Here is an 18,388-nt window from a genome sequence, read left to right as displayed (position 1 = left end):
CCCGACCGCTCATGGCTTTCGCAAGGAAAACACAATCATTTTCAGGCACCACCTGAAACAGCCTTCTCTCCTGTCACACATAAGCCGAAAAATTCCTTGCTGACAACCGTATTTTTTAATTCTGACCGGCAAAGCAATGGTTCCATCTCACCAACCGTATAGGCTGCATTAAATGAGGTTAAAAATCCCGGGCGGATTTCCTTTGGTTTGGTTGAAAAATAAATAAGCCATTTGATCAGGGGATTGACATCCCGCCGCATGTCTGTAATGCAAAAAAGTCCTCCCTGCTTTAAGACCCTGTTTATTTCATGAAACACCTTCACAGGGTCTTCCCATTCATGAAGGGATCCATTGGAAAAAACAGCATCAAAAACATTGTCTGAAAACGGCATCTCCATGCAATTGCCTTCCACGTAGTCTGCTCTCTTCTCAAATCCGTACTCCCTTGCGTTTTTCTCTGCAAGCCGGATCATCTCACGGCTTATTTCACATCCCGTAAGGGAGGCATCAGGAAACCGCTTTAACCACTCAAGGCCCACATATCCGGGACCAGGGCCGATCTCCAGTACCTTTCCCTTTGTGATCCCTGCTTTGATGAAGCTGTCTACATTGTTCCAGCTTTTATCCCGCATGATTCTGGCAAAATTGTCGAAAATCTCAACGGTCAGCTTATCCTGAATGCCTTCGTTTGTTTCTATGATCCTTTGCTTTGTCATAATACATTCCCCCTATTGATTCAAACGTTTTATTGATTCTTCCGCCCAATCCAGTTCCGCCTGGTAATGATGCTCATGATGGCTGAATATAATATGGACCATTGTTCTGTGCTCATCCGGTACAAAATTCATGGTTTCTTCCTTGTGGATTTTTATATGGGATATGGCTGTTTTCAGTTTGTGGGTATAAGCCGTTAAATGACTTATGATCTCTGCTTTTTCAATAGAATCGGAAAAATAGAAAACACCGTCTGAAGGGAAGGTTGGCCGGTATTCAAATTCCAGGAGTCCTACCATCATGTTCTTAAATGCCACGATTCCTTTATCCGTAATTGCGTAGATGGTCTTTTCCGGTCTGCCCCCAGGCTTTTCCCTGTTTGCGGAAAGGAGGCCGTCTGCTTCCATTTTCTCCAGATGATAATAAATGGTAGGCAGCTTGATCTGGGTAAAGTCGGAAAGCTGTTCTGCAATGATTTTCTTGATCTGGTAGCCATGCTGGGGGCCGAATCTTTGAAGTAATCCAATAATATAAAGAGGGATCATATGGTTCACCTTTCTGAAAACAAAATAGTCAGTACTGACTATAATTATACTCAGCGCTGACTATTTGTCAAGAACATTATTTAAAATGAGTTTCCAGCCAACGGCAGGACTGCCAAAGCGCTGCAGCGGTTTTTGTTTCGATCACACATCTGCAATGGTTCCGGCCGGAAAGCTCAATTAAGGCAGGCATACCGAATTCCATATCCATGGAAATTCCCCCATTTTCTCTTTGAAAGCAAATAGTTTTTATTATCTTATTTCCCTGACCGGGCCCTTTCAAGGGCAGCCATATCCAGCTTTTTCATTTTCAGAAATGCCGCTGTGATTCGTCTTACTTCTTCTTCGGTTCCGTTAGCCAAAACCTCATCCATATCCTCAGGCACGATCTGCCATGATAAACCAAACTGGTCTTTGACCCATCCGCACTGCTCGGCCTCAGGAACAAAGGAAAGCTTGCCCCAGAAATAATCGATCTCCTCCTGGTCTTTACAAGGAATCATAAAGGAAAACGCCTCATTGAACGTAAAATCCCCTCCTTGTCCATGATCCATGGCGATCATCTGGTCTCCCAGAATATTCAGTTCACCGTAATTTACTTTTGCCCTGTCATCCATGGCCTCTCCCGCCTGATAGTAGTTCACATATCCTTTAGCAGAGCCTTGGAACACGGAAAGGTAGTAATTCATGGCTTCTTCCCCTTTGCCGCAAGCATCTCCTGCAAACAGCAGCGTCGGCCTGATCTTCTGGTGCTCTTCCACCGCCTCATCCAGCATGAGCTGCCAGCTAAGACCATACTTGTCCTGAAGCCAGACATACCGTCTGCTGAATGGATACTCTCCCAAAGGCATAAGCTCGATCCCGCCCTGGGACAAACGGGAATGCAGGATATCCACCTCTTCCGGGCTGCTGCAGGCCACCATAAGGGAAATGGAGGGGTTGAGAGAGAAATAAGGCCCGGCGCTGATGGCGGAAAACCTCATGCCTGCAAGCTGAAAGTCAACGGTTTGCGCATCGCCTGAGGGAGTATCCTGGATCGTGCCGATATGGATGATTCTTGAATCTTCAAAAAGCTCTACATACCATTTGGCAGCTTCAATGGCTTCTTTGTCGTACCATAAATGTGGAATTATTTTCTGCATCCTATAAACCTCCTGATTTTTTTGTATTGTTATTTGATCTCTTAAAATATGGGTATTGGATTAACAAGATTGCTTGATATAAGTATACACAAGAGTATTAAATCTCACAAATATATTTCTGAATAATATCCTTTTACCTGCAAATAATAACCCTACTAATATGAAGGAGAATCATTATGTCAAAAGACTCGCAACTTGATCCAAAATCCATTCGAAAGAAAAAAGCCAATGGCGGCCCTACCATGGCAGAGAGCGCATTAGATGGGGAAAGCCGAAACACGAAGAAGCAGTCCGGCAGCCGCCACAAACCCGGTAACGATAAATAACAATCTTTTTTGCAAAGGAGCAAAAGCCATGAATCGTGATAAGCTCATAGCCCAAGTTAAAAATGAATATGCGCGAATAGCCTCTACGGAATCCCAGCAGCACTTCCATCAGACCACAACCGATATAACACCTGAAGCTTATTATGAAAACCTGTTAGGTATGGCTATCAGCGAAATCAGCAAAGGAACCTTTGATAATTTCAAATCCGGAGAGGAAGTCGTAACTGCTATTGCAAATGACAAGACCTGGCTTTCGGAATGGAAATAACCTTCACCACAGATTTTATAACCTGATACAAAACTGCAAGTAAAAACCGCAGTCCTTTTTTATAAGGAATTGCGGTTTTATTTTGTCTATTCTTTATTCTGTTTTTTATTTCTCAAGCAGATAACAGATTGATTCATACGGACGCAAGGAAATAGAACGGGCAACTTCAGGAGAATCTTCATAGTTGGATAATAAAATTTTAGATTGATATCCGGTTATATCTATTTCCTGGGGTAATTGGAATTCGGCAATTTCTCCGTAGAAGTTATTTACAACAATTAATTTCTGCTCCTCAAAACTTCTCATGTATGCGTAAACTTTGGGATGCTCTTTTGCTAAAGTTTCATACCTTCCGTATGCAATAATGTCATACTGTTTGCGAAGCTTAATAAGCTTCTTATAGTGATAGAACACAGAATCCTTATCACCCAAAGCAGTTTCGGCGTTGATTGATTGATAGCTTTTTCCAACGGACAACCATGGAGTTCCTGTTGTAAAACCACCATTTTCTTTATCATTCCATTGCATGGGGGTACGAGAGTTATCTCTGGATTTTACGCTTAAGATATTTAATACTTCTTCTTTTGGCACTCCTTGTGCCCGTAAAATCTCATAATAATTTAAGCTTTCCACATCTTTATATTGTTCAATGGAATCAAAGTAAGGGTTTTTCATTCCAATTTCCTCGCCTTGATAAATGTACGGAGTTCCTCTTAGCATATGAATGGCTGTGGCAAGCATTTTTGCAGATTGCTTATGGTATTCCTTATCATTCCCGATTCGCGAAACAATGCGGGGTTGATCGTGGTTGCACCAGAATACTGCATTCCATCCATTACCTTCTGCCATTCCTTTTTGCCATGAATCAAAGATGTTTTTAAGCTCCCCAAAGTCAAAATCCATTAATGACCATTTTTCTCCATCTTTATAATCAATTTTTAAATGATGGAAATTAAACACCATTGATAATTCTTTTTCCTCTGGATTGGAGTAGCGGCTGCAGTGATCTATAGTTGTGGATGACATTTCCCCTACTGTGATAATATCATCATATTTTCCAAATGTTTCTTTGTTCAATTCCTTTAAATATTCATGAATCCTCAGACCGTCTGTGTAGAAACGTCTTCCGTCCCCCCTATGATCGTCCATCCAATCATCAGGCTTAGAAATAAGGTTAATTACATCTAAGCGGAATCCTTTAATCCCTTTTTCAATCCAGAAGTTTACAACATCGAAGATTTCTTTTCTTAATTCTTGATTCTCCCAGTTTAAGTCCGGTTGAGTCTTGTCAAACAGATGCAGGTAAAACTCATCAGTTCCTTCAACAGGCTCCCAGACAGAACCGCCGAACTTAGATACCCAGTTGGTTGGTTCCTTACCGCCTTTACTCTTTTTAAAGATATAGTAGTCCCGGTATTTCTTCTCTCCTGCAATTGCCTTTTTAAACCATGCATGTTCAGAAGAGGTGTGATTAAATACCATATCAAGCATAATATCGATATTTCTTTCCCTGGCGGCAGCTACCATTTCTTCAAAATCTTCCATCGTCCCGAAAGCAGGATCAATATTTCGGTAATCCGCAACATCATAGCCGTTGTCATTTTGCGGTGATACATAGAATGGAGTCAGCCAAATGTAATCTACACCCAACTCCTGTAAATAATCCAACTTTTCTGTTACACCTTTTAAATCTCCAAATCCATCCCCATTTGAATCGTTAAATGACTTTGGATAGATTTGATACACAACACTTTTTTTGAAATCTTTCATGATTGAACTCCTTCCTCTTCCGGATGCAGCTCATAATACTTCTTTCTTCCAGGGTATGCCCGTCCCTCTTCGATCTCCTTCTCCCATCTTTTTGATCCTGTCCCGGCAATAGGTCCTTTTAAAAGGGGATCCTTTGTCTGAACCATCCAATCCATTACTTTCTTTCTAAGCTCAGCAGCAATATGCTGATATTCCGGATGATTGATGAGATTATTTTCCTCCAGAGGATCTTTTTGTAAATCATACAATTCTTCCTCATTATTGGGGATATAATATTTATCTCTGGTATCAACACCAGATAAACTCAAATGGGAATCTATGGGCAAGTACACGTTGGGACCATCTGCGAAGTTTTTTACATAACTGAATTCCCTGGTTCTTATTCCTCTCATTGGATGATATCTGTCATGCCAAGTCAGCTCTGAAAAAAATGATTCTCTTCCAACATCCTCATTTGATTTCAACAAATGAGCAAAGCTTTTTCCATCCAGATTATCAGGAATTTCCGCTCCAATTAAATCTAAAATCGTTGGCAGCAAATCAATATTACACAGCAGCGCTTCTTTTTGAGTATTTTTTTCTTCACTACCGGGCAAAACAACAATTAAGGCGGTTTCCAAACCTGCTTTCTTTAGAGTTCCTTTTGCTCCCGGAAAATCCACTCCATGATCTGTTGTAAGAATAACAATTGTATTTTTATCTAATCCTGTTTCTGACAATGTATGATTGATCTTTCCAATGGCTGCATCCAATGCTTTCGCAGAACCGTTAAATAATGTAATATCTTTTCTTACATTAGGCGTATCCGGCAAAAAGTCAAATACCTTGACTTCTTCCGATTTGTCTGCATACGGTGCATACTCATCAAAGCTCCTGTGAGTTTCAAAAAAACCCACATTAAGATAAAATGGCTGTTCCTGATTACCCTTATGGTTTTCTAAGAACGTAATCACTTCTTCTGCAACTCTGGGAGCTCTGTCACCTGGAACAGGAATAAAGTTGTCATATCCTAAATCATAAGTTGAAGAAAAAACCCGTTTTTCAATAGGGGGGGCTTCGTTGATCGTTTCATGGCTTAATCCAATCAATGTTGTTTCATATCCGTTCTTCTGCATTTCTTTAGGTAACGTTGTATGCCTTCCGTCAATGCAGAAGCCTAAGTGTGCCAGTCCCATCATTCCATTATTGTGGGGATACAGACCCGTTAGAATGCTCGCCCTGCTAGGACTGCATTGGGGAGCGGTGCAGAAGTATTGATTAAATTGAATACCCTCCTCTGACATTTGTTGAATCGCAGGAGTATCTACTTTGTATCCGTAGCTGCTAAATTTCCTTCCGCTATCATGAGAAATCATCAATAGAATATTTGGCTTCATTGCAATCTCCTTCTCTATCTTTCTTTTCTTAACTGAAATTAAAATGTTTTTATTTCCAAAGGTGTTCGCCTGAAATTTGACTAGACAAATCTTAATAGTAATTATATTCACTATTTTCAAAAAAAGCAATACTTTTATGCAAGGCAAAAAAATACATTAGTAAAAATCCATATATTACAATGTTTTTTTGAAAGTATATCTTGACATACATGATTCAATCATGTTAAATTATGTTTATAATTTGTCTAGTCAAATTTCAAAGGACATATAAATAAGGAGGAGGTAGTTTCGATGGATTTAAATGAGCAAGTCAAACAAATCATTAATGCTATTGGCGGACTTTCCAACATAACATCCGCAACCCACTGTGTCACCCGGTTAAGATTTATTTTAAAAGATGAGAAAGCGGTTGACACAAAAGAATTGGAAAAAATAGAAATTGTAAAAGGCAGCTTTTCTGCCAATGGACAATTTCAAGTCATTGTTGGCCCGGGATTGGTAAACAAAGCATATGCTGCGCTTATTGAGGAAACAGGATTAAAGGAAGCCAGCAAGGAAGAAGTAAAGCAAGAGAGTGATAAAAAATTGCACCCTGTTCAAAAAGGTGTAAAAGTCCTGGCTGATATTTTCATCCCGATTTTACCGGCCATTGTTGCCGCCGGTATATTAATGGGATTGAACAATCTTCTTGCCAATCCGGGAATTTTTTATAAACAGCCTGTTTTAGAAGTTCATCCTGGCTGGGCCGGCATTTCTAATATGATAAATGTTATTGCCAGTACATCATTTTCATTTTTACCTGCATTAGTTGGCTGGTCGGCGGTTAAAAAGTTTGGTGGAAATCCTGTTTTAGGTATTGTTCTTGGACTTATTTTAATAAACCCTGCATTGATGCCAGGCGCACAATATGCGAGAACACCTGAGGACGTTCAATATTGGAATATTTTGGGGCTGAATATTGCGAAAATCGGATATCAGGGGCAAGTAATTCCTATTTTATTCTCATCGTTCCTTTTAGCAAAAACTGAACAGTTCTTATCAAAGAAAATTCCGGATATGGTCCAACTGATTTTTCTTGCTCCTCTGACACTGTTAATCACCGGATTCTTTACTTTTACAATTATCGGACCTGTTACAATGTGGTTCGCAAACTTGATCACAGGCGGAGTTGTTGGTTTATTTGATATTTCTCCAGTAATAGCCGGAGTTGTATTTGGAGCTCTTGTGTCTCCCCTTGTTGTTACCGGAATGCATCATTTATTCTTAGGAGTTAATTTACAAATGATTGGGGCACTTGGTTATGCAACACTTTGGCCAATCCAGGTAATGGCCAGTCTTGGACAGGGCGCAGCAGCTTTGGCAATATTCTTCATCTGTAAAAATAAAAAAATGAAAGGCGTTGCAGTATCAGCCGCTATTTCAGCGTGGTTGGGAATTACAGAGCCTGCTATTTTCGGGGTGAATTTACGCTACCGCTTCCCATTCATTGCATCAATGATTGGTGCCGGAGTCGCAGGAGGAATTGTTTCACTTGCGGGAGTAAAAGCCGGATCCATTGGAATCTCCGGATTACCTGCATTTCTTTCTATCTTTACGGAATATTGGGGTGTGTATTTCCTGGCAATGGGAACCTCCATTACCATTACTATTGTTCTTACAATTGTATTTTCTAAAATGAAAATTTTTGAGAAGCAATTACAAGATGAATAATATTATGCTCAGCAAATAAAATAAGGCTATGAAAAAAATAATTATTTTTTTCATAGCCTTATTTCATTTAAAAATCCACTATATTTTTTCTTCTTGCAAAGTCCACAAACCGGAATGTATCCACACGCTGCCTTGCTTCATGATATTGGAAAAATCTTGTATCTTCTAAATAAACTTCACTTCTGACAACCGCCACATGGGTATCATTATGAATATCCAGCAGTATTTTGTCTTCTTCTGTCACAGGTTCAACGGTAATTTCTTTGTTGGCGTATCCAATATTCAGACCCAGATCATTTTCAATATAATTGTAAATGGAAAGTTGTGCTGCAGATAATGGAATCTCCGGAATAATTTCAGCAATTAAATAATCCTTATCTAAAATAATAGCTTCTCCATTTATTTTTCGCAATCTTTCAAGGGAAAGCACTTCCGTTTTTTTACTCAAGTTAAGTTTTTTAGCTAATTCTCCTGAAATTTTCTCTCTCTTATTTTTTAAGATGGCTGTTTCGCTTTTTAAATGCTGCTCTTTTTGCATTTCATTAAAGCTGACCAGACCGGAACTGGAAAATTTAAGCTTATTAATATCCAGAACAATGGCTCCACGGCCTTGTTTTTTTTGAATAAGGCCATTCTCCATCAAAAGTGCCTGAGCCTTTCTGACCGTCTCTCTGGAAACATGATATTTTTCAACTAACTTCATTTCAACAGGCAAAAAATCTCCCGGCAAATATTTCTTTTCTTTTATATCCTTTACTAAATCCAAATATATATCATAATATTTATTCAAAGAAATCACTCTCACTTATCATTCTGCTATTCCTATTATAGCAAATATACTTGACTATTCAATACCATTCTTGAGTATTTTTGTCTATACAAGTGGAATGAAGGATTCTCAAGCCTCACTATAGTTCTCCCCCCTTGCTTTCATTCCGTATATGGTTTTGCAAATCTTTTTTCATAAGCACCATTTTTCTTAAGATTAAAATCCCAATAGTAGTTTGTCAATCCGGTTAATGAAAGTATAGTAAATAGTAATTGTGTACCTTTTGGCAGGTATTCAGATTTTGCATATTCTTTTTTCAAGGTTAAATCCATAATTCCTTTGCCGGCATAGGTTCTGCCTATTAACTCCATTTGATCAAAGAACTTTTTGTTAGCTTTTTCCGGTTTCATTTGAATGCCTTCCACACCGCCTTTTATAATTGTTCCATCAAAGGATACCCCCAGCCTTTTTGTAATCAGTTCAAGATAAGGTCTCAAATAGTAGGACTGACCGGCCTCCGGAAAGCCGGACTGAACTAAAAATGCCATATGTATCTCTTTATTGTTTATTGGTTTTAGTTGTTGGAAAAATTTCATTACTGAACCCGGCATAGCATGAACATAAAGGGGAAAAACAAATAAATTATTTTCAGCGCCACTGAAATTCTCAGCCCACATTTTATGTTCTTTTATATTTATCAGGTTCCTTACCTCTATATTTCCTACTCCCTGCGCTTTCATTCCCACAAGTATCTTTTCAATGATCAGCTTACTGTTGGAATGATTGCCTCTGGGAGAGCCATTATAAATCACCCATTTACCATTTGGCTTTCTTTCAATAACTTCCTTTGATAAAACCTCTTCCATAGGCTTTGTGCTTTTTAAGTTAGCTGTTTGTACGCGTTTGTTTTCATACAAAAGTTCTTTACAAATGCTTTGAAAATGGTATGCTGTCCGGGCAAGATAATTCTTTATGACATTTACTTCCTCATTACTCAACCCACTTTTTTCAAAATAGAAATTAATAACGGGATATTTATCATATCTTTTCAAATGATTACATTCGCCGTTTCTTAATTTAATGTAGGGTAAATAATGTTGTATTAATCTATCCAGAAATGTTTTTCCCTTGCCATCAATAAAGCCATTTTCTGTATGAAAGATAATAACTACTTCATCACTATTTATATAGTCCTTATACAATTGATAAGCATTATCGTTCAAAGCACATTTTCCAGGGCTCTTCCACCAACAGCTCCAACAGCCTATACAATCCTTTATTTCAGTATCATTGGAATTATAAATAATCACTTCGTTTTCTTTATTGATTTTCCTATAATAATTCTGAATTTCTTGAGCCAGTGATTCATTTCCTATATCTTTCCCTAAATCAAAAATTGATATCTTCATGATTCCTCCTCAATCTTTTTTAAATAATCCTGAAACCATTTTATAACAAAGTTGGAATATGCAAGGCCAAACTCAAGTGCATCATCTTCATATTTTGCCGGCTTGCAGTTTTCTAAAGATAACCCCATTCCCTCAAGCCGCAGCTTACCCCCCTCTCTAATGTTAACGAGATCTTGCTGCATATCCTTAAAGTTCTTAATATGGGTATTAATCGATTCCAACTGTTCATCTTTGGTTAACTCATTGAAGAAAAACATCTTTAGTAATTGTGTGGACTTATATTTATCAGAACCCAAATCCTGTCTCATTAGCTTGCTGAATCGCTCTCTTCCAGAATCGGTAATTCTATATAGCTTTTTTGCCCTGTTATTCTTAACTTCTTCTTTTGATGTTACATATCCGTTTTTCTCAAGTTTCACTAAGGCCGGATGTATTGCGCCTTGACTTGTACTTGCAAAATATTCAGTGCTTCTTTCCATTCCCTTTTTTATGTCGTATAAGGTGAGTGGATAATTATAAGATAAAAATCCTAAAATAATCAACTCTATCATGCAATTACTCCTTTATGAAATCATAGTCTATATATGTCGTTAAGACATATTATATAAACACTACTCCTTTTTTTATATTTTGTCAAGAATATGGTTTAGTATTTTTTCATGAGATATTTTCAGCACTCATGGCACTGAAAAAGCCGCCATGAACCCTCTGCTATTGCAAGATATTCCTTTGTTAATATTTCCGCTAAATTGCTGCTAGCCGCAATATTATCTTTTGCGGTTTTTCTCAATGATTTTTTATTATAATCAAGCATATACGCATTGAAAAAGAAGTTTATTGCTTTCTATATTATGTAATTTTAACTGGAACATCGAGATAGTTGAATTTATTGATAATTGTAACTTTTCCTGAAATTCCTTATTAAATTGAATATCATGGAATTATCTATATAATAAAAAGCTGCTGCAATTAAGGTATACCCCGCTTGCAGCAGCTCTGGTAAAATTTAATACACAGCAAATTGATATAAAATTATTCAACCATAAAATTGGCTACGCCAATATTATTCAACGCAATGATTGGTTTGCACCGGAATGTCTCGCAGCAGTTTTCAGACATCCTTACCTTTAAGATATAAAAGCCTTCGTAAGGAACTGCAAATTCAAAGCAGCCACAATCACAAATCTGTACACAGCACAGAAGAATATCGTTGTCGTTGCATCTCATATATAATTTTACATCCCATTCATGGAAATTACAGCAGCGGCATCCCCAGATACATCCCCTAATAATACAAGGTTTGATCAGGCAGTCCTGGCATACAGGGCATGATTCCTGTTCCGGACACTCTGCAGGAATTGGCATTGGAATGAAAATATATTCTTTTTCCGGTTCTGGGCAGGCTGGGCATTCCGGACAGACTGGGCATGGAACCGGTGCGGGACAGGGTATAGGTTCCGGACACGTTGGGCAGGGTTCCGGTGGGGGACAAGGGGGCGGTACCGGACATGTTGGGCAAGGGGGTGGTTCCGGGCACGTCGGGCAAGGAGGTGGTGTCGGACACGTCGGGCAAGGGGGTGGTTCCGGGCACGTCGGGCAAGGGGGTGGTGTCGGGCACGTTGGGCAGGGCTCCGGCTGTGGACAAGGGGGTGGTGCCGGACACGTCGGGCAAGGCTCTGGCTGTGGACAAGGGGGCGGTGTCGGACACGTTGGGCAAGGCTCTGGCTGTGGACAAGGGGGTGGTGCCGGACACGTCGGGCAGGGCTCTGGTGCTGGACAAGGGGGTGGTGCCGGGCAGGGTTCCGCCGGTGGACAAGGGATGGGCGCCGGGCAGGGCTCTGGCAGTGGACAAGGAGTTGGTGCCGGACATACAGGGCATTCCGGGCATTCCTGAACAGGCTGTTCCTCCCTTTCCGGTAATATCTGAGGTACTTCCGGAACTGGAATCACGGGAGCTGGTGCTGGTGCTATGGCTTGACATATCACTCCTCCAACAAAAGGAAAATAATGAAATTCAAAGCCGCTGGCAGCATTTACGGCAAAAGTTCCTAAGGCCGCATTACCGCTTACATGGCCGCCTGTAGGATGTGCATGGAACATAGCCTGAGGTGCCAGTATACTTCCCCAGATATCAGAGGATTTTTCCATATAAATATTCGTTGCATCCTCAAATACATACAATGTTTCATTAGCCTTGCTTTTTTCCCCATAAACACCGTATTGCAAATGGGCATTTGCTCCGGTTCTCAACCTTACAATAACCCTGCTTCCCTGTGGAACTTCTGCACGTATTCCTTTGTTGATTAAACCATTTTGCCTTACATCAATAAGGAATACGTTCTGTACTGGATCATTGCCCATTAAAATCCATTCGTAATTATTATCCACGACTCTTCCATTAGGAGCTAAAGCTTCAATACAGCTTTTGTAGTATCCGATGCTTTCCCTGGCATCATTAAAAAATCTTGGTAAGTCAGCACCGATCCTGCTTGCAGGTATATATCTTGGTACATCATAACTGGAAATCACGTAGTGATTATCTTTATCTGTTGGTGTCCAATATTGGCTGCCTCCATTGGCCTGGTACAGAAACTTTAGTTCCTGTATTCCATCAGTCATACCCTCTTTTCCAATTAAATAGGTACTTCCCTTGGCTGCCCGGAATCCGCCACCTACAACCACATGGCCGATTACAACCAAAGGGCCTGTCATAGATACATTACCGCCAACTAAAAAGCGTACTAAATCCGGGGAGTAATTGGCCTCTCTGTAGCCACTATCTCTGGCAAATCCAACGCTCAAACCTCTTGGGCTGTAAAAACTTCCACCTATCGCTACAGGCCCTTCCACATCTATAATATTATTGGCATCGTTAAATACAATAACATTAAATCTGGAGGCAAGACCAAAAGGCTGACCTTCAATATTATACCAGTTTATATCATTATAAGGTACTCCTGCACTTGCCATTGCTTCCTCACTATAACTGATATTGTCCATATAGACTCCTGCAAACTGCTTAAATTGCAACGCATTTTTATTCTCAGTTCAGTTTATTCTAATGGAAATAGTTCTGTGCAGCTTTTTATGCAATTAGACTAAATTTTATGATAAATTTCTAAAATTCATATGAGTTATCTTTTACAATACCGGATAAAACCAGCACTTTATTAAACCAACTCTGAATTTTATAGCTATAATTATTCCCAATCTTCTATACCGTATTTTTCAAGCAGGCGTTTTGCCTGTTCTATCCCTTTATCATAAATGTGTACAGACTTAGAGCGGTGGCTGCCCTGATTAATCATTCCTTGTTCTCCCAACTCATCTAGTACTTTAAAAGGATATCCCTTCCAGGCATTATTTTCTGATGCAGAAAATCTGTCCTGGCTGCTAAATCTTGTCAAATACATCAATGCCAGCGTCAGTTCCTTTACTGCTTCTCTTGGTGATGTCTTTTCCATCTCTATCCCTTCTTTCTCTTTTGCCAAAACATTCATTTCTCTTACCTCACTACAGTAACCGGAAACATAATTCAGTACAACCAAATATAAAAGCACACCTACATATTACTCTCAGAACCCTGGAACCCTTTGATTTAATAAGTTTTCTGCTCCAGCAATACGGTAGTTTCCATATGCAGTGGGACGGAAGTTTTATACTACATGGCGAAAGTAACTTGTTCCGCATAAAAGTATAGTGTTCACAACAACTAAAAACTTATCTTAATAAATTTTGCACCCGCCTGGTGAAAAATCTGCAATAATTCCATACTATTCTTCTTGTCGGCTTGCTTCCAACACATTATACTCTCTTCTTAACTCCTGTAACAATTCTTCTTCACTTGGAAGATATAGTTTATATTTAGAAGCAAAAATCTGTGTTTCATTTTCTGGAAGCGTAAATTTCACTACAGACTCACTCTTATCAGCACACAATACAATTCCTATTGGAGGATTGTCCCCTTCATTCATCAACTGCCGCTCATAGTAGTGTACATACATCTGCATTTGCCCTAAATCTTGATGTGTTAAATCGCCTATTTTCAAATCTATTAGAACAAAACATTTTAGGATATAATTATAAAAAACGAGGTCAATCCTAAAGTGACGCCCATCAAAAGTAATTCTCTTCTGTCTGGCAACAAAAGAAAATCCTCTACCAAGTTCCAAAAGAAATTTCTGAAGATGCGTAATAAGCGCTTGTTCCAAATCATTTTCATAAAAATCATCATTCGGATTCAATCCAAGAAATTCCAACACATATGGGTCGCGAATAATATCTTCTGGCATTTTAGCCGGTTCCAAAATTTTGATTTCTTCAGAGACGTTATCTTTATTCTGGCTAGACAGTAACCTTTCATAAAAGAAGGAGTTGATTTGGCGTTCTAATTGTCTTGTACTCCAATTCGCTTTTATAGACTCTTCAAGATAAAACTCTCTTGCATTTTTATTTTCCACACGCATGAGTAAACGATAATGAGTCCAACTCAATTCGCTACGCAGTGCGTAGCCTTTTGGAAAAGTCAGATAAAACTGACGCATATTTTTCAGATTGGCTGCTGTAAACCCTTTTCCAAAATCTTTTGACATCTGCTTCGATAATTCTTTTATAAGGCCAATTCCATACTCTGCCTTTTCTTCACCACCTTGTTGCTCCACTATACTTCTGCCTATATTCCAATATGCTTCTACCATTGCAAAATTAGCAGTCTGATAAACTCTATTTCTGGCTTCTAATAGAATTCTGCTAATTTCTTCATAAAATTGCTTTTCCATAAATTTCACCACTTCCCTCTCCGTGAATAGTTATACACTTATATTTAGCTGCTTAAACGAATTCGTAATTCTTGTTGTATTTCAAAAGAATTAAGTTTTCTCTTTCCACCATCTTTCTTAATGTATATTTCATTTTTTAAAGTTGAAAAAAGTATATGTGAGTCAAAGGACTCGACTGATACTTCTTATTCCTAACACTCTACTATTAAGAAATGCGTTAATATAGATTTCTGCATTGTCAATAATTGAATTACATGAATTGTTCCCCTTTATTTCTATTTTCTACTTTATCAATATTTTTATCTAATTCATATTTAATAATGGGTTTATTATTTGAATTTTACGCTTCATCTTCTGAATGAATGGAAAGTAATTTCATGTCATCATTAAATATTCTACTTGAGAAGATAAAAAAGATACCATTTGAGACTTATATATCTAAGTGTTGAATATATTTCCGATTTATTTAAACAATTGTTTATATAACTCTTTTAAGCTCTTAATTTCATATGCCGGCACAATGTCCGTATTATTTTTCGTTTCAAAAATCTGATGATTATTTTTCTCCAGCATGGGTAATTAATTTTCGGAACGATTCTTCAAAATGCTTGTCATCTTCCACAGTTCTTTTTCTTGACCGACACAGATGATTTTTAGATTTTGCTCTCCTTGCGGCTTTTGCTATGTGCCTCTCCATGAGAAGCTGGTTTATGTTGTCATTGGTATACCATCTTCCAGATTGATGAATTGCATATGCATTTTTTCCCAGTGTCATTGCTGCCACACCATAATCCTGTGTTACCACAATATCACCAGATTTACACAGGTTTACCAATGCGAAATCGACTGCATCTGCCCCTGCACCAATAATCTTTATCTCACTATAATCAGACTGTAACACATGATTTGTATCACATAGGAGATATACTTTTATCTTATTCTCTTTGGCTACCTTTTCCACAATACGAACTACCGGACAGGCATCTGCATCCACATAAATCTCCATTTATTTTTTCCTCCTCATCATGCCAACAAAAAAGATCTTATTCTGCCTTCTTAAGAAATTCTGTAGGCACTTTTTTTATAAGCCACACACCATTTACAGAACAATAGAATATATAACCAGCCTTTGCCATAGCACCGGCATTAACCTGATATACAACAGGCCTTCCATGTCTGTTACCTACTTTAACGGCAGTTTCCATATCTGTTGATAAATGAACATATAGTCGACTCTTTGGAATCAGCCCTATTTCATCAATGGATTTCACATATTTTTCGCCGGTTCCATGCCATAAATATTCAGGTGGAATTTTTTCTTTCAATTCTACATCTACAGGAATGGAATGTCCCTGATTTGCACGAATCAGTGTCTTATCCTCGTTGAAAGAATATCTCTTTTTGTTATCCGTCCGTACAATTTCTTCCAATGTTTCCATGTTTATAGGATGCGTCCTGTTTACACCCTCAATCATTTCATTTACATTTGCCCAGCCATGCTCATCCACTGTAATTCCTATGACATCCGGCTTATGCCTTAGTATCAGGCTAATGTATCTACTCGTATCAGTTAAATTCATTCTAATATCATCTCCTTATCAAATTCAAAATCTTTACCGGCTTAAACTTCAAGAAGTCCGATGAAACCAGCAGATACTTTATTCCATTCACATCCCCCGAAAGCTGTTATCAAACCGCTCTTTGCCATGAGAATGAGAATGAAACAACCTTTTCTGCCTATATTCTTCTGCCATTCTGGTAAATCCACTTTTCATCTCGCCAAAAATTTAATATTAATATCACTCATCATTTGGATATATTTCGGCAATTACTTCTGCATGTGTTGATGTTGTGATAATGATGCCTAAATTACGCAATACTTCTTTTAAAATAAACCAGGATCTTTTTTATCATCCCTCTTGTATCTCTAAACACCTGTTTTCCCAAATTATATCATAGAACTTTAGACCTGGCGACTTCTCTTCTACATTTCTTCCGGGCACAACATTCCAAGCAAACTACAAGTATCTTCCTTATGCAATATTCTTGAAAAAAATAAGGACGGGTAAAATCTTTCATTTTGTCTTCAGGAGGAATTTCTATTAACTCCGTCACCTCGCACTCACTTATATTCCCCAGGCTCTTTGCAATACATTTACAGATTTTTTCCTTCATATTGAAACCTCTTATCTTCTTATATGTCACGAAAAGAATTAAAAAGAATTGCAAAAGATCAGCATATGCTAAATCAATTACGGTTCTCCTATCAACTATGAACAACCCCCCATAGAAACAAGACGTATATCCCTTGCAACCATGCGAATTATCTTTGCACCAGTTACAAGCGCTTACGTCTTTCTCTACGTCTTAAGCTGTTTATGCAAAACACATTCATAGTTGATTTTCTTTCAAAATGATGTTTTTAGTTTATTATAGAAAAATCCTCTTTGTGGCTACTTCATAAAGATATCTAATTGCAATCAATTATTCTAACTCAGTTCTTTTCAGTATCCTGACTTGCTTTTATAAAATAACTTCCGTGGAAAAAACAGGGGGAAAGTTCTCTGAATGCATGTAAAACGCCAGAAGTTTCCTAACTTCACTTTTCCGCATAAAATATATGGCAGGCATTATTTTGCGCTGTGTTCATGTTAATTAGTAAACTATAGGGAGGAATTACAATGAGCAATTCCGCACTACAAATAAACTTAAATGTTGCCATGTCAATTGGAACCGGATCAAATGTCCTCTTTGATTCAATCGAATACCTTTCAGGAAATATCAGCTATGATCCATCAACTGGTACTGTTCTTATTCTTGAGTCTGGAAGATATATTATCCATTGGTGGCTGGCAACACAATCTTCTTCATCTTTAAATGGGGCTGCCTTCACTATATCTTCATCACAGGGGGATTCTATAATAGGAAATTCTCCATTAAAAACAGGAGAGGTATATGGGGTTGGAATTATTGAGGTCACAGCTCCGCCTGTTACTTTTTCACTTGTGAATATTAGTACATCAATTGTATACTTCTCTCAAAATGTTCCGCTAAGAGGAACTTTGGTTGTCGAAGAAGATGAACTAAACGAAATTACTGGGCCTACGGGACCTACCGGGCCTACGGGGCCTGTAGGGGCTACTGGACCCACTGGACCTACCGGACCTATCGGTGCTACCGGGCCTATCGGATCTACAGGACCTACTGGTGATATCGGACCTACTGGGCCTACCGGGTCTATTGGACCTACTGGCGACACCGGGCCTACTGGACCTATCGGACTTACTGGCGATACTGGGCCTACCGGACCTCCTGGACCTATTGGACCTACTGGACCCATTGGGCCTACTGGCGATACTGGACCTACCGGACCTATCGGACTTACTGGCGACACCGGGCCTATAGGACCTACTGGCAATACCGGACCCATTGGGCCTACTGGTGATACCGGACCTATCGGACTTACTGGTGATACCGGGCCTATTGGACCTACTGGTGATACTGGGCCTACTGGACCCATTGGACTTACTGGACCTACCGGGCCTACTGGTGATACCGGACCCATTGGACTTACTGGCGACACC

21 protein-coding genes and 1 pseudogene are annotated in these 18,388 nt (G+C 39.0%); 4 read left to right on the top strand and 18 right to left on the bottom strand.

Annotated elements, in window-relative coordinates:
• Positions 1-41 precede the first annotated feature (41 nt).
• The 4 genes from ACYVD3_RS22490 to ACYVD3_RS22475 form a co-directional block, all read right to left on the bottom strand.
• A complete protein-coding gene (locus ACYVD3_RS22490; RefSeq protein WP_460644737.1) occupies positions 42-716 on the bottom strand; it encodes a class I SAM-dependent methyltransferase in 675 nt (224 codons plus the stop codon).
• Between the two features lie 12 nt (positions 717-728).
• Positions 729-1,259 carry a PadR family transcriptional regulator gene (locus tag ACYVD3_RS22485; protein ID WP_460644736.1) on the bottom strand — a complete coding sequence of 177 codons (531 nt, stop codon included), beginning with the start codon at positions 1,257-1,259 and terminating at the stop codon, positions 729-731.
• A gap of 76 nt (positions 1,260-1,335) precedes the next feature.
• Positions 1,336-1,467: a hypothetical protein gene (locus ACYVD3_RS22480; protein WP_460644735.1), complete on the bottom strand. Its 132-nt coding sequence runs from the start codon at positions 1,465-1,467 to the stop codon at positions 1,336-1,338.
• 46 nt (positions 1,468-1,513) lie between these two features.
• The gene (locus ACYVD3_RS22475; protein ID WP_460644734.1) at positions 1,514-2,398 is read right to left on the bottom strand and encodes a VOC family protein; all 885 of its coding nucleotides are present in this window, start codon (positions 2,396-2,398) and stop codon (positions 1,514-1,516) included.
• 176 nt (positions 2,399-2,574) lie between these two features.
• Here ACYVD3_RS22475 and ACYVD3_RS22470 point away from each other — a divergent pair, with 176 nt between their 5' ends.
• Entirely contained in the window at positions 2,575-2,724 is a 150-nt protein-coding gene (locus ACYVD3_RS22470; protein WP_013274485.1) for a hypothetical protein, read from the top strand.
• Positions 2,725-2,752: 28 nt separating this feature from the next.
• On the top strand, positions 2,753-2,992 hold the full coding sequence (locus tag ACYVD3_RS22465) for a hypothetical protein (protein ID WP_460644733.1): 240 nt from the start codon (positions 2,753-2,755) through the stop codon (positions 2,990-2,992).
• 105 nt (positions 2,993-3,097) lie between these two features.
• Here the strand turns inward: ACYVD3_RS22465 and treC are convergent, their stop codons facing one another.
• Together treC and ACYVD3_RS22455 are read right to left on the bottom strand one after the other, a co-directional pair.
• Positions 3,098-4,762: an alpha,alpha-phosphotrehalase gene (treC, locus tag ACYVD3_RS22460; protein WP_460644732.1), complete on the bottom strand. Its 1,665-nt coding sequence runs from the start codon at positions 4,760-4,762 to the stop codon at positions 3,098-3,100.
• The gene (locus ACYVD3_RS22455) at positions 4,759-6,249 is read right to left on the bottom strand and encodes a sulfatase family protein (protein WP_460644948.1); all 1,491 of its coding nucleotides are present in this window, start codon (positions 6,247-6,249) and stop codon (positions 4,759-4,761) included. The genes treC and ACYVD3_RS22455 overlap by 4 nt, the downstream gene beginning before the upstream one ends.
• Before the next feature lie 180 nt (positions 6,250-6,429).
• Here ACYVD3_RS22455 and treB point away from each other — a divergent pair, with 180 nt between their 5' ends.
• Entirely contained in the window at positions 6,430-7,848 is a 1,419-nt protein-coding gene (gene treB / locus ACYVD3_RS22450) for a PTS trehalose transporter subunit IIBC (RefSeq protein ID WP_460644731.1), read from the top strand.
• Positions 7,849-7,915: 67 nt separating this feature from the next.
• Here treB and treR read toward each other — a convergent pair whose 3' ends face one another.
• The 12 genes and pseudogenes from treR to ACYVD3_RS22390 all read right to left on the bottom strand — a co-directional run bounded on the left by treR (position 7,916) and on the right by ACYVD3_RS22390 (position 17,784).
• Positions 7,916-8,638: a trehalose operon repressor gene (gene treR, locus ACYVD3_RS22445; RefSeq protein ID WP_460644730.1), complete on the bottom strand. Its 723-nt coding sequence runs from the start codon at positions 8,636-8,638 to the stop codon at positions 7,916-7,918.
• A gap of 140 nt (positions 8,639-8,778) precedes the next feature.
• On the bottom strand, positions 8,779-10,026 hold the full coding sequence (locus tag ACYVD3_RS22440; protein ID WP_460644729.1) for a hypothetical protein: 1,248 nt from the start codon (positions 10,024-10,026) through the stop codon (positions 8,779-8,781).
• The gene (locus ACYVD3_RS22435) at positions 10,023-10,577 is read right to left on the bottom strand and encodes a PadR family transcriptional regulator (protein ID WP_460644728.1); all 555 of its coding nucleotides are present in this window, start codon (positions 10,575-10,577) and stop codon (positions 10,023-10,025) included. The genes ACYVD3_RS22440 and ACYVD3_RS22435 overlap by 4 nt, the downstream gene beginning before the upstream one ends.
• Positions 10,578-11,058: 481 nt before the next feature.
• A complete protein-coding gene (locus ACYVD3_RS22430) occupies positions 11,059-11,253 on the bottom strand; it encodes a hypothetical protein (protein ID WP_460644960.1) in 195 nt (64 codons plus the stop codon).
• 58 nt (positions 11,254-11,311) lie between these two features.
• On the bottom strand, positions 11,312-12,007 hold the full coding sequence (locus ACYVD3_RS22425) for a hypothetical protein (RefSeq protein WP_460644959.1): 696 nt from the start codon (positions 12,005-12,007) through the stop codon (positions 11,312-11,314).
• 20 nt (positions 12,008-12,027) lie between these two features.
• Positions 12,028-12,996: pseudogene (locus ACYVD3_RS22420) on the bottom strand (collagen-binding domain-containing protein); the annotation flags it as partial.
• 230 nt (positions 12,997-13,226) lie between these two features.
• Entirely contained in the window at positions 13,227-13,526 is a 300-nt protein-coding gene (locus tag ACYVD3_RS22415; RefSeq protein WP_460644727.1) for a DUF6429 family protein, read from the bottom strand.
• 273 nt (positions 13,527-13,799) lie between these two features.
• The gene (locus tag ACYVD3_RS22410) at positions 13,800-14,804 is read right to left on the bottom strand and encodes a PDDEXK nuclease domain-containing protein (protein ID WP_460644726.1); all 1,005 of its coding nucleotides are present in this window, start codon (positions 14,802-14,804) and stop codon (positions 13,800-13,802) included.
• A 556-nt stretch (positions 14,805-15,360) separates the two neighbouring features.
• Complete coding sequence (locus ACYVD3_RS22405; RefSeq protein WP_460644725.1) at positions 15,361-15,810, bottom strand: YaiI/YqxD family protein; 450 nt, start codon at positions 15,808-15,810, stop codon at positions 15,361-15,363.
• A gap of 37 nt (positions 15,811-15,847) precedes the next feature.
• Positions 15,848-16,384 carry an RNA 2'-phosphotransferase gene (locus tag ACYVD3_RS22400; protein WP_460644724.1) on the bottom strand — a complete coding sequence of 179 codons (537 nt, stop codon included), beginning with the start codon at positions 16,382-16,384 and terminating at the stop codon, positions 15,848-15,850.
• A 373-nt stretch (positions 16,385-16,757) separates the two neighbouring features.
• Entirely contained in the window at positions 16,758-16,979 is a 222-nt protein-coding gene (locus ACYVD3_RS22395) for a hypothetical protein (protein WP_460644723.1), read from the bottom strand.
• Positions 16,980-17,589: 610 nt separating this feature from the next.
• Positions 17,590-17,784: a hypothetical protein gene (locus ACYVD3_RS22390; protein WP_460644722.1), complete on the bottom strand. Its 195-nt coding sequence runs from the start codon at positions 17,782-17,784 to the stop codon at positions 17,590-17,592.
• An 82-nt stretch (positions 17,785-17,866) separates the two neighbouring features.
• On the opposite strand from ACYVD3_RS22390, the gene ACYVD3_RS22385 reads away from it, so the two are divergent.
• Positions 17,867-18,388: hypothetical protein (locus tag ACYVD3_RS22385; RefSeq protein ID WP_460644721.1), on the top strand; the 522-nt coding region annotated here is incomplete at its 3' end.

The organism is Lacrimispora brassicae (assembly GCF_054772055.1).
Note: the sequence above shows the minus strand (reverse complement) of the source record. Positions and strands in the feature narration are given on the sequence as shown.